We start from the raw sequence: 24,148 nt of genomic DNA on the forward strand, positions 1-24,148 counted from the left end.
GCATGCCGAAATTTGCAGCCAACCTGAGCATGATGTTCGGGGAAATGAGTTTTCTCGACCGTTTCGCCGCCGCCCGCGCCGCCCGCTTCGACGCCGTCGAGTTCCTGTTCCCGTATGCCTTCGAGCCGGAACAGATCGCCAAGCGGCTGACCCGCCACCAGCTGCAGCTGGTACTGTTCAATCTGCCGGCCGGCGACTGGCCCGCCGGCGAGCGCGGCCTGGCCTGCGATCCGCGCCGCGCCGCCGAGTTCGAAGACAGCGTGGCCCTGGCGCTCGATTATGCAGACGAGCTCGGCGTGCGTCAGCTGCACTGCCTGGCCGGAAAGATTCCACCGAACGTGCCGCACGAACGGGCGCACGAAGTGTATGTGGCCAACCTGAAGCTCGCCGCTGCCGCCTGCCGCGCGCGCGGCGTGCGCCTGCTGATCGAGCCGATCAATACCTTCGACATGCCCGGCTACTTCCTCAGCGGCACGCGCCAAGCGCTTGGCATCATCGACGAGGTCGGCGCCGACAACCTGTTCCTGCAGTACGACATTTATCACATGCAACGCATGGAAGGCGAGCTGGCCAACACCTTGCGCGCCCACCTGGCGCGCATCGGCCACATCCAGATTGCCGACACGCCCGGCCGGCACCAGCCGGGCACCGGCGAAATCAACTATCCCTTCCTGTTCGGCCTGCTCGACGAGATCGGTTACGATGGCTGGATCGGCTGCGAATACATTCCCAGCGGCGACAGCGCCGACAGCCTGGCCTGGCGCGCGCCATGGCTGCCACCATCCCCATAAAAGGAACAACCATGATTGAAGGCCTGCGTACCGTCGTCTACCCCGTCACCGACATCGCCGACGCCACCGCGTGGTACAAGCGCGTGCTCGAGCGCGAGCCGTACTTCAACGAGCCGTTCTATGTCGGCTTCGAGGTCGGCGGCTTCGAACTCGGCCTGATTCCCGACGGCGTGGCCGGCGCCACCGGCGCCACCGCCTACTGGGGCACGCAGGACATCGTCGCCGAAGTGGCGCGCATCGCCGCGCTCGGCGCCAGCATCGACAGCCCGGTCGCCGACGTCGGCGGCGGCATCCTCGTCGCCGTCCTGCTCGACCCGTACGGCAACCAGTTCGGCGTGGTCCAGAATCCCCACTTCGACCTGGCCAAGGTTGGCTAACTTGACTTTGAGCAAGATGCCCCAAGGATAGAAGGGCAAGAATGTCTCCTTCCGGCTCGCCTTCCCGCGCGGCCAGAAAGGACCCATGCCCTTCCTTCCTCGCCTCTTTTCCTGGATTGCCCTGTGCTTCTGCCTGCTGCTGGGCGGCTGCGCCACCAACAACGTCAGCCTGCAGGAAGTGCGTGCCTTTGCCGACCAGTCGGCCAAGCTGGGCGGCTACGCCGAACTGTCGACGCGCTTTCGCGACACCTACGCGCGCGAACAGCTGTACCTGCCGCCGGCGGCCGAAAAGATCGGCCGCGAGACCGACGCCAAACGGCGCGCCGTGTACGACGACTTCGTCAGCGCCCAGAAGGCGGTGGTGCTCTACATGCAAACGCTGAGCCTGTTGGCAGGCGACGCCCGCTACGACCTCGGCGACAAGCTCGACGACCTCGGCAATGGCATCAAGGCCAACCTCGACAGCCCGCTCGACCAGCGTCACGTCACCGCCTACACTGGCCTGACGCGCCTGCTCACGCGCGCGATCGCCTCGGGCTACCAGAACCGCAGCGTCGAGACGATGGTGCGCGACGGCGACCGCGACCTGCAGATCCTGCTCGACGGCATGCTGACCCTGACCCGCTTTTACGCCAAGACGCACGAAAACGAGAAGAAAACCATCCTCGGCATATTCGACATCGAAATCCCGTTCGCCAACCAGCCGAAGGACCGCATGCTGGTGACGCTGGCCAAGGTGCACTACCTGAACAAGTCGTCCGAATACAAGATCCTCGACAAGCGCTATGAGCTGGCGGTGCAGGGCCTGACCAAGGTATCGCTCGGGCACCAGAAGATACGCGAGAACCTCGGCGCGCTGCACGGTGTCGAAGTGCGCAACATCCTGTCGAGCTATGTGCGCGACCTCGACATGATCCGCTCCGGCCTGTCCGGCAATTAAACGATCCAGGGAGTGGCGATGAACAAGGACACCGGGCAAGGCGGGCTGGGCAGCATAGAGCAGGTCGAGGCACTGGCCGACCAGCTGTCGGCCTGCGCCGACCAGATCCACGCGCGCGTGATGAAGGACATCAAGGGCCACAGCGGCCCGTTCACCGACGCCGAGCAGGCCACCGCGCGCGCGCTGCTCGACGACGAACTGCTGCTGCGCCAGCGCGCCAACAGCCTGTACGCCGACGCGGTCACGTTTGTCGTCAAGACGCTCGGCAAACCGCAGCAGCACGTAATCGAACTGACGGCGCAGGCGGCCGAAAAAATCCGCAAGATCACCCGGATCGGCGACGTCGTCGGCCTGGTCGGCGCCCTGCTGTCGCTGGCCGGCGCCGCCGCCACCGGCCAGGCCGCGCCGATCCTGGTCGCGCTGGCCAAGATCGACAAGCAGGTCGCTGCAGTCAACGCCAGCGCGCCGAAAAGGCCGCCCGTCAAGCCGGCCTGAGCGGCACATCCCGACCCCTGCCCCGTAGCGTGCGGCCATGTTCATGGCGTCCCGATCGCGCTACACTTGTGACAGCCCAGTCACCGCCCCGGGCTCCATCAATCGATCCTGAAAGGCAAACGATGAACGGCCTGGAACCGGGACAGCTCGCGCTGCTGAAATCGATGATCGAGCAGCGCCTCGCCGCGCTGTCGCTGCAAGCCGTTGGCGCCGACGCCGGCGCGCGCGACTTGCCGGTGCAGGAAGTGGAAACGTCGCCGGCCGACAAGGCGACGGTGCGCCTGCTCAACGATCTGGCGCTCGAGGCCGCCGGCCACAATGCCGCCCAGATGCTCATCCTCAAGCGCGCGCTGGTCAGGTTCGACGACGGCAGCTACGGCGAATGCGAGGAATGCGGCAATCCGATCGGCTTTTTCCGCCTGCAGGCGCGGCCGGAAGCGCGCCTGTGCATCACTTGCCAGACGCGCGCCGAGAAGCGCCGCGCCGGCTAGTGAATCTCAGTACAAATCTCAGCACATGTGCTGGCCGCCGTTGATGGCAATGTTGGCGCCGGTGATGAACGCGGCCGCGTCGGAGGCCAGGTAAGCGACCAGCCCGGCCACCTCGGCCGGCTCGCCGAGCCGTCCGACCGGAATCTGCGGCAGGATCTTTTTCTCGAGGACGTCGGGCGGCACCATCTCCACCATCCGCGTGCGCAAGTAGCCGGGCGACACCGAGTTGACGGTAATGCCGTGGCGCGCCACTTCCAGCGCCAGCGCCTTGGTGAAGCCGTGCATGCCGGCTTTCGCCGCCGCGTAGTTGGCCTGGCCGAACGCACCCTGCTGGGCGTTGACCGATGAAATGTTGATGACGCGTCCCCAGCGCTGCTCCGTCATCGGTTCGAGCGCCTGGCGTGTGACGTTGAAGACGCTGTCGAGGTCGGTACGCAATACCTGGTCCCAGTCGGCATGCGCCATCTTGCGCAAGGTGCAGTCGCGCGTGATGCCGGCATTGTTGACCAGCAGGTCGAGCCGGCCCATTTCCGCCAGCAGCTTTTGCATCATCCATTCGGTCTCGGCGAAGTCGGACACGTCGACCTTGTAGGCGCGCACACGGCAACCTTCGTCGCGCTGCGCTGCCAGCCAGCCTTCCGGACTCGGATTGTTCGGCGAGTACGTCGTTGCGACCTGGAACCCGGCGGCGTCGAGCCGCCTGCACAGCGCCGTTCCGAGCCCGCCCATTCCACCTGTCACCAGCGCTACCTTGAGCTTTTCCATGCTTCGGCCACCCCCAATTGTTCTTTGCACACCACGGATGCGGTGCGAAGGATCAAGTCTAGGAGACTCATCCGCGACAATATTGAGATATATCAAGGCCGGTGCTACGCGGTCAATATGGCGCAGATGAAAGAAAACCGCCGGGCCTTGCGCTTTGCCTGGGCTGCCAGCATGAAAAAAACCGCCGCTCCCGCAAAACGGGAAGGACGGTTTTCATGCTGTCGGCTTGAGAGCCAGCGATTGCAGGTCAGGTAATGATGCGCGGCGTGCTCAGCGGATCGAAATCGACCCAGTCGCCATCGACGATGCTGCCTTCGGCGCGTTCGATGTGATGGGCGCCAAGGTCGCGCATCACTTCCAGCACGCGCTGTTCCTGGCCGCCATCGGCAAGCGCGACCGCCAGCAGCATGCCCGGCTTGCGCGGCTCGGCGCGATTCTCGCCGCCCTCTTCCGCTTCGCCTTTTTCCTTCATTTTGCTGAAACTGTACAGCGAGCCGACGTGCGCGCCGACCAGGCCGCCCACGATCGGGCCGACCGGACCGGTGATGACCGAGGTGGCCGCGCCGATCGCCAGGCCGACCGCACCGCCCGCGGCGGCGCCTTCCAGCACGCCTTCCGGTGTTTCCTTGGCGCCGGGCGACTGCAGGTTGTCGCCGCCGATCGGCGTCATGTCGTGCTGACCTGGCTGGTTGACGAAGAAGCCGCTGATGTGGTCTTCGCGAAAGCCGGCGCCGACCAGTTCGCTGCGGGCGCGGTCGATTTCTTCCTGCGTTTGAAAATGACCTGCAATGATTGTCGACATGCTGTATTCCTCCTGCATTAATGATGTGGCAAGCATGCGCCACCCTGCGAACTAACTCTGTACGCCAGCGTACTTAGCGCGCCGATAGCTTAGCGCCATTGGCCATAGCCTGCCTCCTGCTCCGGGACAGCGGGCGGCGCATCCTGCCATTCGCGCGGATCGACCCGGTAATACTTCTCGAATTCGGCAAACAGGGCCGGGTGGCGCTCCGCCAGCTGCCACGGTTTTTCGTAGAACGTTTCGGTGGCGACGGCGAAAAACTCGGCCGGGCTGGTCGCGCCGTAGTGGTCGAGTACGCTGTGCTGCTGGTAGTAGGCGTCGCTGCGCAGGCTGGCGAAATCTTGCGACAGCACCTGCGCCCACTCGCGGTAGCGCGCCGGACTGCCGAGATAAGGGGCGCCGTTGTTGCTGCCCGACTCGCTGTCGAGCTGGTGGGCGAACTCGTGCAGCACAACATTCTGGCCATCGGTCCAGTCGGAGGCGCCGCGCCGCACGTGGTCCCACGACAGCACCACGCGGCCGTCGCCCCACGATTCGCCCAGCAGGTCCTGGCGCGTTTCGGTGACCACGCCGGCTTCGTCGACCTGGTTGCGCGGCACCAGGAATGCGCTCGGATACACCAGCACCGTGTCGAGCCCCGGATACACGCGGCTCGGCCGGTTCAGCAGCAGCAGGCAGGCCTGGCCGGCGATGGTCAGGCGCATTTCGTCGTCGACGACCAGGCCATCGCAGCCGACGAATTTCTTTTGAAACAAAAATTGCTGCACCCGCTGGCGCAACTGTTCCTGCAGCGGCGCCTGCAAGCGCGCGTAGACCGGGATGTTGCGGCGCAGGATGTCGACGTGCTGCTGCGGCATCGGCCGGCGCAGGGCGCGCCTCAGGCGCCAGCCGGGCGCCAGCATTGCGGCCGCCAGCGCCAGCACAATGGCGACGGTGACGATCAGCGCTTGCATTGGCGGCTGCATGAAAGCGAAGTCGATGACATGGATTGCCTTTCTGTGAGCTCGGGAAAAGACAGGCACGGCCTGCCACACTCGCAGCAAGTGGGGATCGTTATTGTAAATTCAATCAGGAGGGTAAGGCAGAGGCGGCGCAGCGACGCGCAAGCGGGTGTGGAAGGCCGGGTCGGACAGTGCCGACCCGGGGAACTACCGGTAAATCGTTACGCGTGGTCCTTGTTGGCCGACGGCGCGGCGCCGAACAGCGCGGCTACCAGCGGATCGCGTGCAACCGGGCTGCGGTTGACCCGGATCGCATAATGGGTGTCGTCGGCCAGGATGTGGAAGTGGCGGCCGGTGCCTGCCATGCTCTGCTCGCGCAGGCCCGGACGCTCCTTGCGCGGGGCGGCGCCTTCGCGTTTCGGCTGCACGATGGCGGCCAGGAACGCCTTGACCCGGTCAGGATCGGGCGAAATCTGGTACACCGCCTTGCCGAGGTAGGTGGCGGTACCCTCGATGTAGCGTGCCAGTTCGATCACGCCGGCTTCGCGCAGGTCGCGGATGTATTTGCGCGCGCCGGATGGCGAAAACTTCAGGAACCAGGCGATTTCGTCGGCCAGCATTTCGTGAGTCGACAATTCGCCGATCAGTTTCTGCATGTTTTCGATGCGGCGCTGGGTTGCCGAGGTCGAGCGCACACGCTCGATCGGTGCCATCGAGATGGGCGCCCGTTCAGTCGGCTGCGGCGCAATGCGCTCGATCAGGGCCGAATTGCCGGAATTGTGCATTGCGCCCAGGTCGCCTTGCGTTGCGTTATGGTTTGTCGGTGCATGCATGTTGAGTGCTCCATGAAAGAGATGGTTCATTGATCCGGGATCGCGTCGGTTGTGGTGTTTGACCAGCACAACAACATCGCGGTTCCCCTTACGTTGTACCCAGATTGCCTGTGTCATGGACACTGGTCTGTGCGCCATCGAACATTTCATATGATTCATGTTTTCAAACATAAAAAACGAGCGTGTGAGCAATTGCACTGTGCGTTGGCGTACAGATCGACAGTACTTACTTGATTAAGATGGGCTTGTTCGCGTGAAATTGCGTGCGCATCGATACAGATGTCATAACTTATATAGAGGACCCACCATGAAAACTACCCTGCTCGTAGCAATGTTCGCCGTTATCGGCCTGACCGCATGCGAAAAAACCACCGTCAACCCACCGGCCACGACCACCGTCGTGACCCCAACGGTTGAAACGCCAGTTGCCGTTCCAGGCCCTGCAGGCGAGCCTGGCGCTTCTGGCGCTGCCGGCGCTCCCGGCGCTACTGGTGCCACTGGCGCCGAAGGCAAAGCTGGCGAGCCTGGCAAAACTGGCGACACCGTCATCGTCGTTCCAGAAAAAACCAACTAAGTGACTCCAGCCCCCTCGCGGGCTTGTGAAGTGCGAAAAGCGCCGCCGCGGACCCTGGTCCGTCGCGGCGCTTTTTTTCGTCCGCGTTGTAAAGGAGCTAAACTTGCGGACCTGAACCATTAAAGCGCTACTTATGCGAACCCGCCTGCTGCTGTTTTGCCCCCTGCTTCCCCTGCTGATGCCGCTGACCGCCAGCGCCGGCCCGGCCGGCTCGGACGTGCTGGTCGACTTTCTCTCGATCCCCGGCAGCGCCGGCCTGGGCGCGATCCAGCGGCGCGCGTACTCGCCCTACCGCGGCGCAGCCGTCAGCCAGGACCTGGTGCCGCTGTACATGTATGAAGGCAAGCAGGTCTACCTGCACGCCACCCGCGCCGGCTGGAAGCTCAGCGAGCGTTCCGAACACGACCTCGAAGTGTTTGTCGACTACCGCTTCGAAGGTTTTCCGGCCGACCAGACGCCGCCGCTGCTGCAGGGCATGGCGCGCCGCAATCCCGGCGTCGACGTCGGCATCGCCTACCGCAAGCGCAAAAGCTGGGGCAACCTCGACGTCGAAGTGCTGCACGACGCCAACAACGCCAGCCACGGCAGCGAAACACGGCTCGGCTACAGCCTCGACCTGCAAAACGGCCGCCTGCACCTGCGCCCGAGCGTGGCGATTGCGCGCCGCAGCGCCAATCTGAACAATTATTACTACGGCGTGCGCGCCAGCGAGGCGCGCGCCGACCGTCCCGCCTATCTCCCCGGCAGCGGCGTCGACTGGACCGCCAGCCTGTTCGGCTACTACGAGCTGAGCCAGCGCTGGCGGCTGCTCGGCGGCATCGGCGTCACCGGCCTGGCCGACGGCGTGCGGCACAGCCCGATCGTCGAAGACAAGCTGCAGCCGAACGCGATGGTCGGCGCGGCCTACGACTTCGGCAGCCACAAGCCGTATTCCGAGCCGGGCCTGCCGCTGCACCTGAAGCTGTACGGCGGGCGCGCCACCGAGTGCAACTTCCTGCCCGCCGCGACGTTCCGCTGCGGCTCGACCCGCACCCCGGACGACACCCGCATCTGGGGCTTCGACGTCGGCCGCCCGCTGGTCGAGCGGGTCAACGGCTGGCCGTTCGACTTCGTCGGCTACATCGGCGTGCAGCTGCACGACGAACGCGGCCGCGCCGCCGACAGCCTGCAGCTGAACGCCCAGATCAAGGCGTACTACTATGGCTTTCCGTGGAGCGGTGCGGTGCGCACCCGGGTCGGCTTCGGCGCCGGCTTTTCGATGGCGCAACGGGTGCCGCTGGTCGAGCTGCAGGACCAGGCCCGGCGCGGGCGCGACACCTCGCGCTTTCTGAACTATCTCGATCCTTCGCTCGACGTCAGCCTGGGCGACCTGGTCGGCTCGAAGCGGCTCAAGGAAACCCTGGGGATCGGCATTTCGCACCGCTCCGGCATCTTCGGCGCCTCGCAAATCCTCGGCAATATCAATGGCGGCTCGAACTACTTGTACGGCTACATCGAGGCGAAGATGTAACCACGGCATGCAACGCGGCGCGCCAGCGCAAATGACGGCGAGACAATCGCCAAGATACGGAACTCCCAAGTTAAATCTTCGTCCAACATCTCCGATGGCTGAAGAACAATTTATTTTTTTAACGTTACGGGAGTTTTCTGTGAATAATTCAAAAAAAGTTGCCTTGGCAGCTGCGTTGCTATGCTCCGCCGGGATCAGCCTGGCACAAGAAATCAATCCGTCCTGGTACATCCAGCCGAGCGTGGTCGGCGTGAAGGTCGACCGCGAATTCGGCCTGGACGAGCGCGACTATGGTGGCGCCGTCAAGTTCGGCAAACCAATTTCTCAGCGCTGGGACATCCAGATCGGCGCCAGCCACATCCGCGCCGAAGGCGGCGGCACCGACTACAAGCAGACCCTGCTCGGCGCCGACGCCCTGATGATGCTGTCACGCAAAAACTTCCGTCCGTTCATCTTGTTCGGCATCGGCGCCCAGCGCGACAAGCTGGAAAGCCCGCTGCTGCGCCGCAGCGCCACCTCGCCCTTCCTGACCGCCGGCCTCGGCTTCCAGCTGGGCCTGTCGGACCAGTGGTCGATGCAGGCCGACCTGCGCTCGGTGCGTGGCTTCCTCGACCGCGAGGATTTTGGCTTCCGCCGCAGCAATAACAAATACCTGACCGTCGGCTTCAACTACGCCTTCAACAAACCGGCGCCGCCACCACCGCCACCGGCGCCGCCGCCACCGCCGGAGCCGGCCGTCCAGCCGCCGCCGCCGCCGCCACCACCGCCGCCGCCACCACCGCCACGGTTTGAAAAGGTCACGCTGTCGGCAACCGAGCTGTTCGCCTTCAACAGCGCCAACCTGACGATGCCGCAGCCTCGGCTTGACGAGATCGCCGCGGCGCTGCAGGCCGATCCGAGCATCACCGACGTCGACATCGTCGGTTACGCCGACCGCCTCGGCTCAGCCAAGTACAACAAGGCGCTGTCGGAGAAGCGTGCGAATGCCGTGCGCAGCTACCTGGTGGCGAAAGGCATCGAGGGCGGCCGCCTGAAGGCGATTGGCCGTGGCGAAGAAAATCCGGTGGTGCAATGCGACCAGAAGAAACGCGCCGAGCTGATCAAGTGTCTCGAGCCGAACCGCCGCGTTGAAGTGGAACAGATCACAATCGAGAAACGCGTACAATAAGTACAACGTTGCAATAGACCTCTCGATGGGCCCTGCTGGGGCCCATTTTTTTTTGGAGACAGGCATGATCGAAGTGAAACAATGGATCCCTTTTTCGGGACGCGTGCTGCATGTGCTGCGCTGTGCGGTCAGTGAATGGTTCGACCACCGCGACGCCAGCCGAGGCGCCGCGCTGGCGTTCTACACGCTGTTTTCGATGGCGCCTATCCTGGTATTGGTGATCGCCGTGGCCGGCTTTTTCTACGGCGCCGAAGCGGCCCAGGGCCAGCTGCTCGGGCAGCTGCGCGGGCTGATGGGTGAAAAAGGCGCCGAAGCGATCCAGCTGGTGCTGGCCGGCGCGCGCAACGAGGAAAGCGGCCTGAAGGCCACCATCATTGCCACCGCCCTGCTGCTGTTCGGCGCCACCAGCGTGTTCGCCGAACTGAAGGACAGCCTCGACGAGATCTGGGGCGTGCCGAAACCGACCGGCCCGACCTGGTGGGACGTCCTTCGCACGCGCCTGCTCTCGTTCGGCCTGATCCTGGTGTTGGGCTTTTTACTGATGGTGTCGCTGGTGGTCAGCGCGGCGCTGGCAATCCTGGAAAACTTCGTCGGCGGCCTGTACAAGGACGCCACCGTGATCCTGTCGTGGATCGCCTGGCTGATCAGCTTTGGCGTCATCGCGGTGCTGTTCGGCGTGATCTACAAGCTGCTGCCGCGCATCAAGCTGTCGTGGCGTGACGTCACCATCGGCGCGCTCGGCACGGCGGCGATGTTCGAACTGGGCAAATACCTGATCGGCCTGTACATCGGCAACAGCGGCGTGGCCAACAGTTTCGGCGCGGCCGGCTCGACCATCGCGATGTTGCTGTGGGTGTATTACTCGGCGCAGATATTCTTCCTCGGCGCCGAGTTCGCGCGCCAGTACGCCCTGCAGCTGGGCAGCCTGCGCCACAAGCCGGCCGAAGAAACCGGCGCCGACAACAAGGGCGCAGTGCGCACCGGCTAACGGATGGACACCGACCGTATGGCAACCGATATGACGAGCGACGAGTTGCAGCGCATTGCCGCCTACATGATGCCGTCGCTGCCGGCATGCGTTTCCGATCTTGGTTTTCTGTTCGGCACCCGCCAGGGCGTACCGGAATTTTGTGCGGTGGCGCACCGGCTCTGGCAGGACGGCATGTTCAGCCGGCTCTTGATTTCCGGTGGGCGGACCGGGTCGTCCCCTATTGCCGAGGCCGACATGATCGCCGCCAGGCTGATCGGGCTCGGCATGCCGGAAACCGCGCTCATCCTGGAGACGGCAGCGACCAACACCGGCGAGAACGTGCGCTTCGGCCGCGCCAGGGTCGCCGAGGTGATGGACCTGGCGGCGATCGGCAGTGTCGTGGTGATCGGGAAAATATGCTCGACCCGGCGCTACCTGATGACGATGCAACGTCACTGGCCTGGCTTGCGCTTGTCGGTTTGTCCGGTGAACTACTTCAGTGTACCTGACCAGCGCTGGCATGAACACGCGGAATTTCGCTCCCGCGTGCTGGGCGAATTCGACAAGATCCCGCGTTACCTGGCTGAAGGCTTTCTGCAGGAGATACGCGGTTGCCCGGCATATCCGCAGCTTGCGCCGCGCCAGCCTCGGTAGGCGGGATCGCCCGCCGCTCCAGCTTACTCGCCCAGCAGCTCGGCGACCACTTCCATGCCTTCGACGCGCTCGGCAATGACCTTCAGGATCACCACCACCGGCACGCCGAGCAGCAAGCCCCAGACGCCCCACAGCCAGCCCCAGAACAGCAGGCTGACGAACACGGCCGCGGGATTCATGCGCGCGATGCGTCCGGTCATCCAGGTGGCGACAACCGTGCCGACCAGGGTGGCGATCGCCAGCGAGGCGCCGGCCACCAGCAGCACCATCTTCAGCTGTTCGAACTGCATGAAGGCGACTATGCCGGTGGCGGCGGTGATCAGCAGCGGCCCGAAGTACGGCATGATATGCAGCAGGCCGGCCAGGATGGCCCAGGCGCCGGCGTTTTCCAGCCCGATCGCCGACAGCGCCAGCCACATCAGCAAGGCGAGCAGCACGTTGGTGACGAGCAGCATGAACATGTAGGCCTGGATCGACGTATTGATGTCGTCGAGGATGTGGACGGTGACTTTCTTGCGCGTCAGCGAAGGGCCGGTCAGCTTAACCAGCTTGCGCTTGAAGGTGTCGCCGGCCAGCAGCAGGAAAAACACCAGGAACACCACCATCGTGGCCTGGCTGATAAAGGTAATCATGCCGATCGAGCCGGCCAGCACCCAGTCCATGACCTTGAAGCCGCCGCCGGCAGCGGCGGCCGGCATGGCGCGGCGCGCGGCGGCGCGCGAGGCGTCCGAGCCGACGTTGGCGGTGGCGCGCTCGATCTCGCTGGCCGCGGCCTGCATCTGCTGGATCGTGCTCGGCTGGCCGCCGCTATTGTCGGTCAGCACCTTGGTGAGCTTGTGGGTGATCGTCGGCAGCTCGTCGACGACGTTGAGGATCTCGCCCTGCACCCGGTACAGCACGCCGGCCAGCACGGCCAGGATGAACACGGTGACGAGGGTGGCGCCGATGACGCGCTTGATGTGCAGGCGTTCGAGCCATTGCACGACCGGACTGAGCGTATAGGCGATGAACACGCCCAGCAGCAGCGGCACGAGAAATTTTTCAGACCATTGCAGCGCCCACACGAAGGCAATCGTGGCGAGGACGCCGAGCGCCATGCCGCGTGCGTTGACATGCAAGGGAATTTTGAACGAATGACCAGGTGGAGCAATCTCGCCATCGTGCGCGGCGACGCCGGCGGAAACGATGACTGATTCTTCAGTGGCAGGCGGCAGGTTCGGATCTGCAAGCTTCATTGGAGACTTTACAAAGTGCGCCGGCCATAGCGCCGGCCCCTGGCGGGGCCGGCGAGGACGGTCTGTTATTTTACGCGGACGTCGTTCTTTACCGATACTACACCCTTGACGCCACGGGCGATTTCCACTGCCTTCTGGGCATCTTGTGGCTGGGCCACGAAGCCGGACAACTGGACGTCGCCCTTGAACGTTTCAACGTTGATCTCGGTTGCCTTCAGGGTCGGCTCATTGAAGATCGATGCTTTCACCTTGGCGGTGATGACGGTGTCGTCGATGAACTCGCCAGTGCCTTCCTTGGTTGGGGTCGAAGCGCAACCGGCCAGGGTGGCGACGAGCGAAGCGGCAAACAGCATGCTGGCGAAGCGGCGTGGAAATTTCATGGTGGACTCCTTGGTGGTTGGTCAAAAAATTATTGCATGCTCGGGATGAGCTTACTGCGTGAACTACAAATCAGTGAATTACTTGCCGAAATCGAGCTTGGCGGTGGCGACACAGCTGTCCTTGACCGCGCCGGCAAAGGCGTCGCATTTTTCCATCGCGACCTTGTACTGCGCGGCGCGCTTGTCGTCACGGGCGTCGGTGCGTGCTTCGATGGCGCGCTTGTCGGCCTTGGCATCGGCCTGGGCCGCGATCAGGGTCGCCTTGGCCTGGCTGACGCAGACATCGCGGTCGTTGCCGGCCAGCGCGCCGCACTTGGCCTTATCGAGGTCGTAGTTGGCGTCGGCAATTTTCATGCGCGACGACGTGTAGGCCTTCAGCGTGTTCTTGTAATAGGCGCCGGCTTCTTCCTCGGCACGCACGCGCGCCGCCTTCGCCTCGGCGACGCAGACATCTTTCGGCGCGCCGGTGATGGCGTCGCACTTGGCGCGGTTGGCCTTGTAAGCTGCGGTAGCGCCGTCCTTGGCTTGCACGTAAGCTGCCTTCGCTTCCGCCGTGGCGGCGCTGGCGCTGCCGCTCCAGCACAGTGCGGCGGCGAGCAGGACGATGGCGTGGCGGGGTGTCAGGCGTTGTTTCATGTTAAAGCTCCAATAGGCAATTCGATTGATTACCGTTTTACGTGGAATGACAGACCCCATCTGTTCGCTGGCGAACACATCATTATTTATTCCGTCCGGGCTGCCTTTTTTACAACAAATATCCCGCCTCATGCGGCAACAAGGTGTCCTCCGGCGCTTGCCCGATAGATTATTACCTTAAATGCGGTCTTGCAAAAAAAAAGTTCCCGACCACGTGAATTTCGTGAAATATCAAATCGACACCAATCAGTGCGGCACCGCACAGACCGTCGAAATGTTGCCCACTATCCTGACCTTACACATTTGCCAGGAGAACAAGATGAAATCCACACACACCATCGCCGCACTGATCGTCGCCAGCACCGCAGTGCTGAGCGGTTGCGCCACCACCACCTCGACCCCGTACAACAGCGGCTACAGCCAGCCAGGCTACAACACCAACGTCTCGTCGGGCTACGGCACCATCGATTCGATCCAGGTCGTGCGCGGCTCGGGCGGCACGTCCGGTAGCGGCGCCGTCGTCGGCGGCCTCGTCGGCGCTCTGGTCGGCAACCAGGTCGGTAGCGGCTCGGGCCGTACGGCAGCGACCGTCGCCGGTGCAGTCGGCGGCGCCGTGGTCGGCAACAGTGTCGAAGCCAACCGCAACAACAACGGCCAGGACATGTACCAGCTGAACATCCGCATGGATAACGGCGAGTATCGCAGCATCACCCAGGACAGCGTGTATGACCTGCGCGTGGGCAACCGCGTGCGCATGGTCGACGGCCGCGTCTACCGTTATTGATCTACCAGCGCGCCCACGGGCGCGCCTGTTCCCGCCGGGATTACCAATTCAGATTCACTTTAGGAGCTCCCCATGGGAACCATTCTGCTCGTCGTACTTATCCTTATCCTGATCGGCGTCCTGCCAACCTGGGGCCACAGCCGCAGCTGGGGCTACGGTCCTGTCGGCATCACCGGCATCCTCGTCATCGTGCTGATCATCATGCTCCTGACCGGGCGCTTGTAAGCGCACTCGCAAGACCGGCCGCGCGCCGGTTTTTTTTCGCCTTTTTTTCACCGCAAGCACATACAACAACAATAGGAGCTGCCATGAATCTGCCTCACGCCACTACCTTGCGCAACGTCGCCGCAGCCTGCGCCGCGCTGGCCTTTGCCGGCGCCGCCCACGCCCAGGCCACGCCCGAATCGGCCGACTCCAATGTGCCGCCGGCCACTGCACAGAAGCAGGCGCGCGAAATCGCCCAGGGCGATCCGGGGCGCTGGTTCCGCGAGGACACGACCGCCGCCCAGCGCCTGCGCACCTTGCAAAAAGAAATTGCCGCCGGCCTGCAGGAAGCCCAGGGCGCCTGCCGCAAGATGGCGGCCAGCGAGCGCGCCGGCTGCATGAAGGAAGCGCGCGCCACTTACCAGCAAGAAATGGCCGGCGCCCGTGCGCAGATCTCGGCCGAACAGCGCTAGTCGGCCTGGCGGCTGCCGGCGTCGTGGCTCGGTAATTCGTGCACGACGACGGCGGTTTCGTCGGTAAAGGCGTTAAGCCAGCCGGCATGCTTGAGCGCGCGCAGCGCGTCGCGATAGCCCTGGTCCCAGCGCCACTCGATCGATCCTTTCGAAAAATTGACGTCCTTGGCCGCCATGTTCCAGTCGCGCCCGGCGTATGGCAGCCGCACGATATGCATCGTCGAGCCGACGCCGAGCGCGGCCAGTTCGGCGCGGTCCGCTTCGCTGTGCTCGCTGGCCGGCACCCGCGCGTACAGCTCGCGCAGCTTGTGCTGCATGCGGTGGGCGGTGACGTAGTCGTCGATGTGGCGCCGCGAACGCGACGCGTACGTCACATCCTTTTGCCGCGTGTTGACCTGGTCCATCGTCACCGGCTCGCCGCCGTGGGCGCTCCACAAGTCGACCATGAAGCACAGCGTGTCGCCTTCCGGCAGTTCCTTGAGCACCGACTCGAGCGGCGTGTTCGAATACAGGCCGCCGTCCCAGTACAGTTCGCCGTCGACGCGCACCGGCGCAAACGCCGGCGGCAGGCTGCAACTGGCGCGCACGTGCGCGGCGCACAAGTCGCCGTCGGTACTGTCGAAGGCGCGCAGCTGGCCAGTGGTGACGCTGATCGCGTTGACCGTCAGGCGCACCCCGCCATCTTCGTTGAGGTAATCGAAGTCGACCAGTTCTTCGAGCGTGGCGTGCAGCGGCCGGGTGTCGTAGAACGACGCGTCCTCCGGCGGCACCGTCATGCCGAACGGGAAGCCGCTGAAATAGCGCGGCGCGAAAAAGCCGGGTATGCCGCGCACAAACGTGTCGGCAGTGTTGAGCATGATGCTGCGCCGGCGCTGGTCGTCGCTGACCTTGGCCATGTCGACGCTGTCGGGATGGGCAACCCGGTCCCAGAACGCCTTGACGCGCTTGAGGCGGTCGTCCTTGTGATTGCCGGCGATCAGTGCGGCGTTGATGGCGCCGATCGACGTGCCGACGATCCAGTCGGGCACCAGGTCGTGTTCGTGCAATGCCTGGTAGACCCCGGCCTGGTAGGCGCCGAGCGCGCCGCCGCCCTGCAGCACCAGCACGATGCGCAGATTGTCGGGGTTGAGTGCATTCTTGTTGGCCGTCATCGTGTTCCGTTCAGACACACCGCGCCGCATGTGCGGCATGGATTAAAAAAAAACGGCGCCGAATCTACGATTGCGACGCCGTTCAAGCCCCACCATATTTGCTTTCCGGCGTCAATTGCCCGGAGAAGACTGCGGCGCCGTGGCATGACCGCGGCCGCCGCTCGATTAAAACGTCGCCTGTTTCAGGCGGCGCTGCTGCATGTACCAGCCAAAGCCGGCCACCGCCACTGCCGAGGCAATGCCGGCGATGCCCATGCGGCGGTTGCGGAAGATGCGCACGGCCGTCACCACGATCGGCGCCAGCGTCGCCAGGCTCGCGCCGGTCGGCTTGAGCAGGCTGTCGACGCGCGAGCGCACCGCCCACGTGGCGTGGTCTACCGCCGAGTGAAACAGCACGTCCGGCCGCGCCGCGTGTTTGACCTGCGCCTTCGCATGCACCAGCGCAACGCGGTAAAACTCGCCCTCGCGGATCAGCTGAGCCTTACGCTCCTGCATGTCTTCCCTGGGCGCTTTGACTTCTACAGTTTGTGTTTCCATGCAACCTCCGATATCCGTTGCCGCGTTACAGCAGCATGTCGCGGTCGTTCTTTAGTTCTTTCATCGTTTCCGGGAACGCCAGCTTGCCCTGCTTGAGCATGGCCAGGCCCTTGAATACGAGGATTGCCGTAATGACGAGGAACACGGCGAACATCACGAGCAGGATTTTCCATCCCATCGTATCCCACGCCAGCGCCACCACCATGGCGGTGCCGTACAGGACGGCGAACCAGACGGCCAGCACCGCGCCGGCAAACAAGGCCACCAGCTCGATGGCGTGGTTGCGCACTTCCGTCAGCTCGATGGCTGCCAGTTCGACGCGCGACACGACCAGGCCCAACAGGTTCTTCGCCAGGCCGGTCAGTCCACTCATCAGGCCGGGACCATGAACGATAGTTTCAGCTTTTTCCATCGCTACCCCCGGCTAAGATTATTTGCGGCCCAGGATCACGCCGAGCAGCAGGCCGACGCTGGCAGCGGCGGCGATGGTGCGCCATGGGTTGTCCTTGACATAGACATCAGCCGACTGGGCCAGTTCCTTGCCCTTGACCATAGCTTGACCTTGCACCTGGCTCGCCTTGCCCATTGCAACGTCGAGCATCTCCATGCCGCGGCCACGCAGCTCTTCGGCCTTTTCGCCCGTCAGGGCGGCAGCGGCGGTCAGCAGGGTCTGGGCATCCTTGACCAGCGTCTTGACGTCGGCCGACGCATTGTTCATGGCGCCGTTGACGGTGTTGGCGGCGGCGTTGGCGGAACGGGTATTGTTGTCTAACATGATGAACTCCTGTTGGTGGGTGAAAAAAATTTTAAATGGTTTTAGGCTGGCATCAGGTCGTGCATGTCGTCGGCGTGCTCTTCTTCGACGGCCATGATTCTGACGAGCAGGTCGCGCGTGGTCGGATCCTTGTCGCCGATGGCGACGATCATCTGGCGATACGATTCGATCGCCACGCGCTCGGCAATCAGGTTAGCGCGCACCATTGCGCCGACATTGTCCGAATCGTCATACTCTGCGTGGCTGCGCGCGGTCAGGGTGGCCGGATTGAAATTCGGCGAACCGTTCAGCTGGACGATGCGCTCGGCCAGCCAGTCGGCGTGCTCCTGCTCCTGGGTCGCGTGCTCGAGGAACTCGGCGCGCGCCTGGCCGTTGCCGGGGCCGCTGACGGTGAAGTAGTGGCGCTTGTAGCGCAGCACGCAGACGAGCTCGGTAGCGAGCGCATCGTTGAGCATGGCAATGACGGCTTCGCGGTCGGCCTGGTAGCCGTCGGTCACGGCGCCGTCGTCGAGGTTGGCGGCGGCGGCGCGGATGGCGGCGACGTCAAAACCGTGCGCCAGCGGCGTTTTGTTCTCTTCCATGATGATTTCCTTGTTCAGATACGTAAATTAACGGCGCGGCGGAATTGCAACGCCTTCATTCGACAGCACGATTTCCACGCGGCGGTTCAGCTGCTTGTCGCCAGCCGAGACATTGCCGGCGACCGGATAGGTTTCGCCGTAACCGCGCATGGCGACGCGCTCACGGCCGATGCCCATGCCGGTCAGCGCGCTGGCCACCGACCCGGCGCGCCGCTCGGACAGTTCCTGATTGTGCGCCGAAGTGCCGGTACTGTCCGTAAACCCTTCGACCAGCACGGTGCGGTTCGGGTTCTGGTTCAGCACGTCGGCAAGCTTGCGCACGTTATTGACGCCGTCGGCGGTCAAGGTCGCCTGATTGGTGGCGAACAATACGTCGCCGATGGTGATGATCATGCCGCGCTCGGTTTTCTTCGCCTGCAGATCGGCCATCTGCGCTTCGAGCTGGGCAGCGCGGGCCTGCGCTTCGCGCGTTTGCGCTTCGGCATTCTGGGCGGCGCGGGTGGCGTCATTGGCCTGGGCCTGGGCCGACTGCGCATCCATCTTGGCGCGCTCGGCTTCCATCTTGGCGCGGTCGGCGTCCATCTTGGCGCGGTCCGCTTCGGCGGTGCGCGCTTGCAGGCGCAGCTGGTCGCGCTGGCGGCCGGAATTGGCGATGTCGGCTTCAGCGGCCTTCTGGCTGGCGACCTGCTGGGCGGTGGCGATCTTCTGCTTGGCCAGGTAGGCCAGCTGGTCGATCTGGGCCAGGCTTTCGCGGCGCGCCGCGGCGGCGTTGGCGGCGTCCAGCGCATCGCTGGCCTGCTTGAATTCGAGCGGCGCATAGCTCGACACTGCCGGATTGCTGTTGGCGGCGACGAACTCGTTGCGCGCCTGGTCGAGCATATTGGTGGTGGTCGGCGTGGAGCTGCAGGCGGCCAGCATGACGGCGCTGGCGAGGATGGTGGCTTTAAAAAATTTCGCGTTCATGTTCAAGTCCTTGTAGAAAGCGCGTGCTGTGCGCGGGGTCGTGTCGAGTTGTTGTCGGGGCAGCCGGCGGCGGCCGACCCGCCCGGCAGCGTGTTAGCGCACGCCGTTGGCGCGCTCGACTTCGTCGCGCAGGATGCGCAGGTCGGCGTCGAGGGCGTTGGCGGCGGCGTTCGCCTTGGTCGAATTGGCCTTGCTCTGGGCCAGCTTGGCGTCGGCCTGCGCTTCGGTCGCCAAGCTGCGGGCCAGGGTGTAATCCTTGGCCGCGAGGGCCTCGTTGGCGCGCATCATCTTCGAGCGCGCCGCGGTGATTTCGGCCGGGGCCAGGTCGGCGGCGCCGGCGCTCACTGCGTTCTCGACCGCATTACGGGAGACGGCAACGTCGGCGGTGGCAGGCGCCTTTTGCGACGTGCCGCAGGCAGCCAGCGACAGCAGCGCGCCGGCGCACAATACTTTGAACAACTGAGTGGTCTTCGCTTGCGTGGTCATGGGTTCTCTCCGGTGGCAATTAATTGATGTGATATTAACGTTATATGCTGTTTCTTTGTTAAGCTCAGTTCGCTGACGCACATAGCAATGTTTCCACCGGCGCCAGGCGCTCGGTGCGGCACCGCACATCCTGGCATTGTCGTTTGCGCTACCCTGAGACCTCCATTGCAACAATTACCAGAGGATCGACATGCCTGACCGCCAAGAGCCCAGCAGCGTCCCGCCCGCTTCCCGCGCCACCTCGCGCACTACCAAGATCGTGCTGACGGTGCTCGGCCTGCTGGTGGCCATACCGGCCATTGCGCTCGTCATCCTGCTCAATTACGACTGGAACAAGGCGCGCCCGTGGCTCAACGCCAAGGCGAGCGACGCGATCGGGCGCCCGTTTGCCATCAACGGCGACCTGACCTTGGAGTGGGAAAAGCCGGCCGCCAGGATTGCCGGGCACGAAACAAGCTGGCGCGACCATATTCCCTGGCCTCACCTGATCGCCAACGACGTCCACGTCAGCAATCCGGCCGGACTGCCGGCGCGCGACACGGCCAGCGTCAGCCAGCTGTCGTTCTCGCTCAATCCGTTTTCGCTGCTGCACAAGACCATCGCCATTCCGACCTTGCGCTTCGAAACGCCAAAAATCGACCTGCTGCGCAATGCCGACGGCACCAACAACTGGACGTTCCAGCGCGACGAGAAAAAGTCCGAATGGAAGCTCGACCTTGAACGGGTGGTCTTTACCAAGGGCGTCGTGCACCTGGCCGACGCGGTCGAAAAAGCCGACGTCACCGCCGACGTCGACACCATCAGCGACAAGACCTACGGCATCAGCTGGAAACTGCGCGGCACCTACCACGGCGCTCCGGTGACCGGCGGCGGCAAGGCCGGCGCGGTGCTCTCGCTCAAGGAAAGCAGCGTGCCCTACCCGATACAGGCGGACTTTCGCGCCGGCCCCAACCGTGTCAGCGCCGAAGGCACCATCACCCGTCCGTCAAAGCTGGCGGCAATCGACCTCAAGCTCAAGCTGGCCGGCCCCAGCATGGCGCGCCTGTACGATTTCACCGGCGTGCTGCTGCCGGAAACGCCAGCCTTCAGCACTGAGGGCCGCCTGATCGGCACGCTCGACGCAAAAAGCAGCCGCTGGACGTATGACAAGTTCAAAGGCAAGGTCGGCAGTAGCGACCTGGGCGGGCGCCTGGAATACCAGACCGGCAAGCCGCGCGGCATGTTGACTGGCAACGTGGTGTCGCAGCAACTCAACTTCGCCGACCTCGGGCCGCTGATCGGCGCCGACTCGAACGCCAGCAAAACGGCGCGCGGCGTGGCGCCGGTGCAGCCGGCCGGCAAGGTGCTGCCGGTCGAAACATTCCGCACCGAGCGCTGGAAAACGGTCGACGCCGACGTCAAGTACTCGGCCCAGCGGATCGTGCGCGACAAGCAGCTGCCGATCAGCAAGCTGAGCACCCACCTGGTCATGAAGGCGGGCGTGCTGACGCTCAATCCTCTGAACTTCACCATCGCCGGCGGCAACATGGTGTCGAACATCAGGCTCGACGGCAGCGGGCGCGACGGCAAGGACGCCATCAAGGCCACCGCCAAGGTCACCGCGCGCCACCTGAAGATCAAGGAATTGTTCCCGACCATAGAAAAGATGCAGGCGACGGTCGGTGAAATCAACGGCGACGCCCAGCTGTCGGCAACCGGCAACTCGGTCGCCACATTGCTGGCCAGCTCTAACGGCGAAATCAAGACGCTCATCAACCAGGGCTCGGTGAGCAAACTGCTGCTCGAGACGATGGGGCTAAACGTCGGCAACATCGTGCTGACCAAGCTGTTCGGCGACAAGCCGGTGCAGCTCAATTGCATGGCCACCAACTTTGCCGTCACCAACGGCGTGATGCAAACGCGCGTGTTCGTCATCGACACCGACGAAGCGGTCATTACGGCCGACGGCAGCATCAACCTGGTTAACGAGCAGCTGAACCTGACGATGCGCCCACAAACGAAGAGCCTGCGCATCTTCTCGCTGCGCTCGCCCTTGCACCTGCAAGGCACCTTCAGCAAGCCCGACGTGTCGGTCGACAAGGGCGTGCTGGCCATGAAAGCCGGCGGCGCCATCGCGCTGGCCACGGTGGCCGCGCCAATCGCCGCCCTGCTGCCTTTGATTAACACCGGTCCTGGCCAGGACAGCGCCTGCGGCACGCTGCTCGCCGCCGCCCGCGTCAAGCCGGTGGCCCCGCCGCCGGCCGCCCGCGCCCCGCGCTGACACGTCAATACAGCCCTCCGCCGAGGGCTGTCCTGTTCGCAACACTGTGTGCGTTGCCGAACAGACCAGCCCTCTGGCAGGCTCTACTCTGTGACCTATCGGCTCAGGTGTAGAACGCCCTGCCGCAACCAAGAACAACAATCCACACTAAGGACCCCATATGAAAAACCTGAAAATCGCAAGCACTCTGATCGCCGCCCTGATGATGTCGACCATCGTCGGCTGCGCATCGACCACCGAATCCAAGCACGCCACCCCAGGCCAATACATCGATGACGTCGCCATCACCACCGGCGTCAAGGCAGCCATCCTGAATGCCCCGACATTGAAAGTGTCGGAAATCAACGTCGAGACCTACAAAGGCGTCGTGCAACTGAGCGGCTTTGTCAGCTCGGCAGAGAACATCGCGACCGCATCGTCGGTAGCACGTTCCGTGAACGGCGTGAAATCGGTCAAGAACGACCTGCGCCTGAAGTAATAAATAAATAATTAATTAATAAGCAACACCACAACCCACCCAAGGAGATACCACATGAAGACCATCAAACAATTCGTAGTAAGCGCATCGCTGATCACCGTGGCCCTCGGCCTGGCTGGCTGCGCCGGCATGTCGAACCAGGACAAGAACACTGCAATCGGCGCTGGCGCTGGTGCAGTTGTCGGCGGCGTACTGACCGGCGGCAGCCCAGTTGGCACCGTTGGCGGAGCAGCAGTCGGCGGCATCATCGGTAACCAGGTCAAGACCACCAAGTAATTGGTAGCAATACGTAGTTAAAAGCGCCCCGCCCGTCGGGGCGTCTTCTATTTTGGCAACTAAATAGAGGGACCGAGAGGTGCGAATCGCAGTATTATGTATGCGTTAAGAATTTCCTGTCCGCAGCAATCGAGCTGGCGACCATGGCAGCGCCTTACGGCGCCTGGTGGGCGTAAAGTAGCATCTGGGATGAGCCCGCAAGGCAGGATCACATGAACAATGACGGGAAAGCCCGCGCCGGGAAGTTTGCCAGCGTCCCGGCCGTGCAAGTACTGCACGAGCAGGAAGTTGCAGCCCTGCGCGCCACAATCGACCAGTTGCTGGCCATGATCGCCAGCCATTCCGCCAACGACAACCAGTCCGCCGCGTTCGCCCAGCTGGTGCGCCAGCTGCAGGCAGCGAACGAACACCTGGTGCTGGCCACCTTCGGCGCCCAGGACCGCCAGGCCGCGGCCGAAGCGGCCAACCTGCGCCAGACCGAGTTTCTTTCGATGTTGGCGCACGAGCTGCGCAACCCGCTGCAGCCGATGGCAATGGCCAACGAATTGCTGGGCAAGATCACTGACCTGCATCCGACCGTGGCGACAGTGCACGGCGTGTACGCACGCCAAATGACCCACATGGTGCGGCTGGTCGACGACCTGCTTGATGCTTCGCGCGTCAACAGCGGCAAGGTCGTCTTGCAGCTGGCCCCGGTGGTGCTGAGCGACATCATCGCCGACGCCGTCGAAATCAGCCGTCCCGGCATCGAACGGCGCTACCAGCAGTTGCAGGTGCGCCTGCCGGCCGCCGCGCTGGTGCTCGACGGCGACAAGGTCAGGCTGGCGCAGATGTTTTCCAACCTGCTCATCAACGCGAGCAAGTTCACCCACGAATATGGCCGCATCGAGATCAATGCCAGGCGCGTGGGCAACACCGTCACCGTCGAAGTCAGCGACGACGGCGCCGGCATCCAGCCGGAGCTGCAGCCATTCATCTTCGACTTGTTCACCCAGGGCTTCCGCTCGCTCGACCGTGCCCAGGGTGGCCTTGGCATCGGCTTGTCGCTGGTGCGTACGATCGCCCAATTGCATGGCGGCACGGTCAGCGTGACGAGCGCAGGCAGCGCCCAGGGCAGCATGTTCAGCGTCACCTTGCCGTTGTCGGCCAGCACGGACCAGCGTGCGAACGCCGCCGCGCAGGCAGTGCCGGCGGTGCCGTGCAAAATCTTGCTGATCGAAGACAATCACGACGCCAACGACATCCTGACCATGCTGCTCGAGCGCGACGGTCACAGCGTGACGAGCTGCTTCGACGGCCCCAGCGGCCTGCGCGCCGGCCTCAGCCAGTCGTTCGACTTGGTGTTGTGCGACATCGGCCTGCCCGGCATGGACGGCTACCAGGTCGTCAGCGCGCTGCGCGCCGCCCTCGACGAGCCGCGCCCCTGTTTCGTTGCCACCACCGGCTACAGCGACAGCGATCAGCCGGACCGCGCCAGCGAGGCCGGATTCGACCATTACCTGGTCAAACCGGTGAGCCTGCCGGCGCTGACCCGCATCATCGCCGCGCATGCCAGCCAGCTGCGCATCCCGTCCCAACGCCGCGACGACCCGACGGCGTCGCAAAAAAAATACTGAAC

The 24,148-nt window shown here is 63.9% G+C and carries 31 protein-coding genes; 17 read left to right on the forward strand and 14 right to left on the reverse strand.

All coding sequences use genetic code 11. From position 1 onward, the window contains the following. The first annotated feature begins 2 nt into the window (after positions 1-2). From hyi to CR105_RS16530, 5 genes are all read left to right on the forward strand, one after another. On the forward strand, positions 3-791 hold the full coding sequence (hyi, locus tag CR105_RS16510) for a hydroxypyruvate isomerase (RefSeq protein WP_099790125.1): 789 nt from the start codon (positions 3-5) through the stop codon (positions 789-791). A gap of 11 nt (positions 792-802) precedes the next feature. Then, entirely contained in the window at positions 803-1,168 is a 366-nt protein-coding gene (locus CR105_RS16515) for a VOC family protein (RefSeq protein WP_099790127.1), read from the forward strand. A gap of 85 nt (positions 1,169-1,253) precedes the next feature. Next, entirely contained in the window at positions 1,254-2,108 is an 855-nt protein-coding gene (locus CR105_RS16520) for a hypothetical protein (protein WP_099790129.1), read from the forward strand. Between the two features lie 18 nt (positions 2,109-2,126). Continuing rightward, positions 2,127-2,603 carry a hypothetical protein gene (locus CR105_RS16525; RefSeq protein WP_099790131.1) on the forward strand — a complete coding sequence of 159 codons (477 nt, stop codon included), beginning with the start codon at positions 2,127-2,129 and terminating at the stop codon, positions 2,601-2,603. Between the two features lie 122 nt (positions 2,604-2,725). Beyond that, entirely contained in the window at positions 2,726-3,094 is a 369-nt protein-coding gene (locus CR105_RS16530; protein WP_180288220.1) for a TraR/DksA family transcriptional regulator, read from the forward strand. 18 nt (positions 3,095-3,112) lie between these two features. On the opposite strand, the gene phbB is transcribed toward CR105_RS16530, so the two are convergent. The 4 genes from phbB to CR105_RS16550 all read right to left on the reverse strand — a co-directional run bounded on the left by phbB (position 3,113) and on the right by CR105_RS16550 (position 6,435). Further along, complete coding sequence (phbB, locus tag CR105_RS16535) at positions 3,113-3,859, reverse strand: acetoacetyl-CoA reductase (protein ID WP_099790133.1); 747 nt, start codon at positions 3,857-3,859, stop codon at positions 3,113-3,115. A 247-nt stretch (positions 3,860-4,106) separates the two neighbouring features. Continuing rightward, a complete protein-coding gene (locus tag CR105_RS16540) occupies positions 4,107-4,661 on the reverse strand; it encodes a glycine zipper domain-containing protein (protein WP_099790269.1) in 555 nt (184 codons plus the stop codon). A gap of 89 nt (positions 4,662-4,750) precedes the next feature. Beyond that, a complete protein-coding gene (locus CR105_RS16545) occupies positions 4,751-5,614 on the reverse strand; it encodes a M90 family metallopeptidase (protein ID WP_099790271.1) in 864 nt (287 codons plus the stop codon). Positions 5,615-5,823: 209 nt separating this feature from the next. Continuing rightward, the gene (locus tag CR105_RS16550; RefSeq protein ID WP_307189637.1) at positions 5,824-6,435 is read right to left on the reverse strand and encodes a winged helix-turn-helix domain-containing protein; all 612 of its coding nucleotides are present in this window, start codon (positions 6,433-6,435) and stop codon (positions 5,824-5,826) included. Between the two features lie 307 nt (positions 6,436-6,742). Between CR105_RS16550 and CR105_RS16555 the strand changes: the two genes are divergently transcribed. The 5 genes from CR105_RS16555 to CR105_RS16575 all read left to right on the forward strand — a co-directional run bounded on the left by CR105_RS16555 (position 6,743) and on the right by CR105_RS16575 (position 11,311). Continuing rightward, a complete protein-coding gene (locus tag CR105_RS16555; protein WP_099790135.1) occupies positions 6,743-7,009 on the forward strand; it encodes a hypothetical protein in 267 nt (88 codons plus the stop codon). A gap of 133 nt (positions 7,010-7,142) precedes the next feature. Further along, positions 7,143-8,519, forward strand: coding sequence for a MipA/OmpV family protein (locus CR105_RS16560; RefSeq protein WP_099790137.1), 1,377 nt, complete (start codon positions 7,143-7,145; stop codon positions 8,517-8,519). Positions 8,520-8,658: 139 nt separating this feature from the next. Beyond that, a complete protein-coding gene (locus tag CR105_RS16565) occupies positions 8,659-9,687 on the forward strand; it encodes an OmpA family protein (protein ID WP_180288221.1) in 1,029 nt (342 codons plus the stop codon). Between the two features lie 64 nt (positions 9,688-9,751). Then, positions 9,752-10,675: a YihY/virulence factor BrkB family protein gene (locus CR105_RS16570; protein ID WP_099790141.1), complete on the forward strand. Its 924-nt coding sequence runs from the start codon at positions 9,752-9,754 to the stop codon at positions 10,673-10,675. Between the two features lie 3 nt (positions 10,676-10,678). Further along, entirely contained in the window at positions 10,679-11,311 is a 633-nt protein-coding gene (locus tag CR105_RS16575; protein WP_229413975.1) for a YdcF family protein, read from the forward strand. 23 nt (positions 11,312-11,334) lie between these two features. Here CR105_RS16575 and CR105_RS16580 read toward each other — a convergent pair whose 3' ends face one another. The 3 genes from CR105_RS16580 to CR105_RS16590 form a co-directional block, all read right to left on the reverse strand. After that, positions 11,335-12,408 (reverse strand): AI-2E family transporter, encoded by a 1,074-nt coding sequence (locus CR105_RS16580; RefSeq protein ID WP_370660689.1) that lies wholly within the window; start codon positions 12,406-12,408, stop codon positions 11,335-11,337. Positions 12,409-12,611: 203 nt separating this feature from the next. Then, complete coding sequence (locus CR105_RS16585; protein WP_099790145.1) at positions 12,612-12,926, reverse strand: BON domain-containing protein; 315 nt, start codon at positions 12,924-12,926, stop codon at positions 12,612-12,614. A 78-nt stretch (positions 12,927-13,004) separates the two neighbouring features. Beyond that, positions 13,005-13,562 (reverse strand): hypothetical protein, encoded by a 558-nt coding sequence (locus CR105_RS16590; RefSeq protein ID WP_099790147.1) that lies wholly within the window; start codon positions 13,560-13,562, stop codon positions 13,005-13,007. 319 nt (positions 13,563-13,881) lie between these two features. On the opposite strand from CR105_RS16590, the gene CR105_RS16595 reads away from it, so the two are divergent. From CR105_RS16595 to CR105_RS16605, 3 genes are all read left to right on the forward strand, one after another. Then, a complete protein-coding gene (locus CR105_RS16595; RefSeq protein ID WP_099790276.1) occupies positions 13,882-14,346 on the forward strand; it encodes an outer membrane lipoprotein in 465 nt (154 codons plus the stop codon). Between the two features lie 72 nt (positions 14,347-14,418). Next, entirely contained in the window at positions 14,419-14,571 is a 153-nt protein-coding gene (locus CR105_RS16600) for a DUF3309 family protein (RefSeq protein ID WP_099790149.1), read from the forward strand. A gap of 83 nt (positions 14,572-14,654) precedes the next feature. Continuing rightward, complete coding sequence (locus CR105_RS16605) at positions 14,655-15,023, forward strand: hypothetical protein (RefSeq protein WP_229413976.1); 369 nt, start codon at positions 14,655-14,657, stop codon at positions 15,021-15,023. Here CR105_RS16605 and CR105_RS16610 read toward each other — a convergent pair. The 7 genes from CR105_RS16610 to CR105_RS16640 all read right to left on the reverse strand — a co-directional run bounded on the left by CR105_RS16610 (position 15,020) and on the right by CR105_RS16640 (position 19,516). Beyond that, positions 15,020-16,174 (reverse strand): patatin-like phospholipase family protein, encoded by a 1,155-nt coding sequence (locus CR105_RS16610; RefSeq protein ID WP_099790151.1) that lies wholly within the window; start codon positions 16,172-16,174, stop codon positions 15,020-15,022. The two genes, CR105_RS16605 and CR105_RS16610, sit on opposite strands and share 4 nt — an antisense overlap. A gap of 165 nt (positions 16,175-16,339) precedes the next feature. Further along, positions 16,340-16,711, reverse strand: coding sequence for a hypothetical protein (locus CR105_RS16615; RefSeq protein WP_131021735.1), 372 nt, complete (start codon positions 16,709-16,711; stop codon positions 16,340-16,342). A gap of 25 nt (positions 16,712-16,736) precedes the next feature. Then, the gene (locus tag CR105_RS16620; RefSeq protein WP_229413977.1) at positions 16,737-17,123 is read right to left on the reverse strand and encodes a phage holin family protein; all 387 of its coding nucleotides are present in this window, start codon (positions 17,121-17,123) and stop codon (positions 16,737-16,739) included. Between the two features lie 18 nt (positions 17,124-17,141). Next, positions 17,142-17,486, reverse strand: coding sequence for an ElaB/YgaM/YqjD family protein (locus CR105_RS16625; RefSeq protein ID WP_099790156.1), 345 nt, complete (start codon positions 17,484-17,486; stop codon positions 17,142-17,144). Between the two features lie 41 nt (positions 17,487-17,527). Next, on the reverse strand, positions 17,528-18,067 hold the full coding sequence (locus tag CR105_RS16630; RefSeq protein WP_099790158.1) for a ferritin-like domain-containing protein: 540 nt from the start codon (positions 18,065-18,067) through the stop codon (positions 17,528-17,530). A 27-nt stretch (positions 18,068-18,094) separates the two neighbouring features. Then, positions 18,095-19,030, reverse strand: a complete 936-nt coding sequence (locus tag CR105_RS16635; RefSeq protein ID WP_099790160.1) for an OmpA family protein — start codon at positions 19,028-19,030, stop codon at positions 18,095-18,097. A gap of 93 nt (positions 19,031-19,123) precedes the next feature. After that, positions 19,124-19,516 carry a DUF4398 domain-containing protein gene (locus CR105_RS16640; protein ID WP_099790162.1) on the reverse strand — a complete coding sequence of 131 codons (393 nt, stop codon included), beginning with the start codon at positions 19,514-19,516 and terminating at the stop codon, positions 19,124-19,126. 190 nt (positions 19,517-19,706) lie between these two features. Between CR105_RS16640 and CR105_RS16645 the strand changes: the two genes are divergently transcribed. The 4 genes from CR105_RS16645 to CR105_RS16660 all read left to right on the forward strand — a co-directional run bounded on the left by CR105_RS16645 (position 19,707) and on the right by CR105_RS16660 (position 24,146). Then, complete coding sequence (locus CR105_RS16645; protein ID WP_099790164.1) at positions 19,707-21,776, forward strand: AsmA family protein; 2,070 nt, start codon at positions 19,707-19,709, stop codon at positions 21,774-21,776. Between the two features lie 160 nt (positions 21,777-21,936). Then, positions 21,937-22,254, forward strand: coding sequence for a BON domain-containing protein (locus CR105_RS16650; protein ID WP_099790166.1), 318 nt, complete (start codon positions 21,937-21,939; stop codon positions 22,252-22,254). 54 nt (positions 22,255-22,308) lie between these two features. Then, the gene (locus CR105_RS16655; RefSeq protein ID WP_099790168.1) at positions 22,309-22,530 is read left to right on the forward strand and encodes a YMGG-like glycine zipper-containing protein; all 222 of its coding nucleotides are present in this window, start codon (positions 22,309-22,311) and stop codon (positions 22,528-22,530) included. A 212-nt stretch (positions 22,531-22,742) separates the two neighbouring features. Then, the gene (locus CR105_RS16660; protein WP_099790170.1) at positions 22,743-24,146 is read left to right on the forward strand and encodes a hybrid sensor histidine kinase/response regulator; all 1,404 of its coding nucleotides are present in this window, start codon (positions 22,743-22,745) and stop codon (positions 24,144-24,146) included. Positions 24,147-24,148: the final 2 nt, after the last annotated feature.

It is taken from the genome of Massilia eurypsychrophila (assembly GCF_002760655.1).
Lineage (GTDB): Bacteria > Pseudomonadota > Gammaproteobacteria > Burkholderiales > Burkholderiaceae_D > JAFCUW01.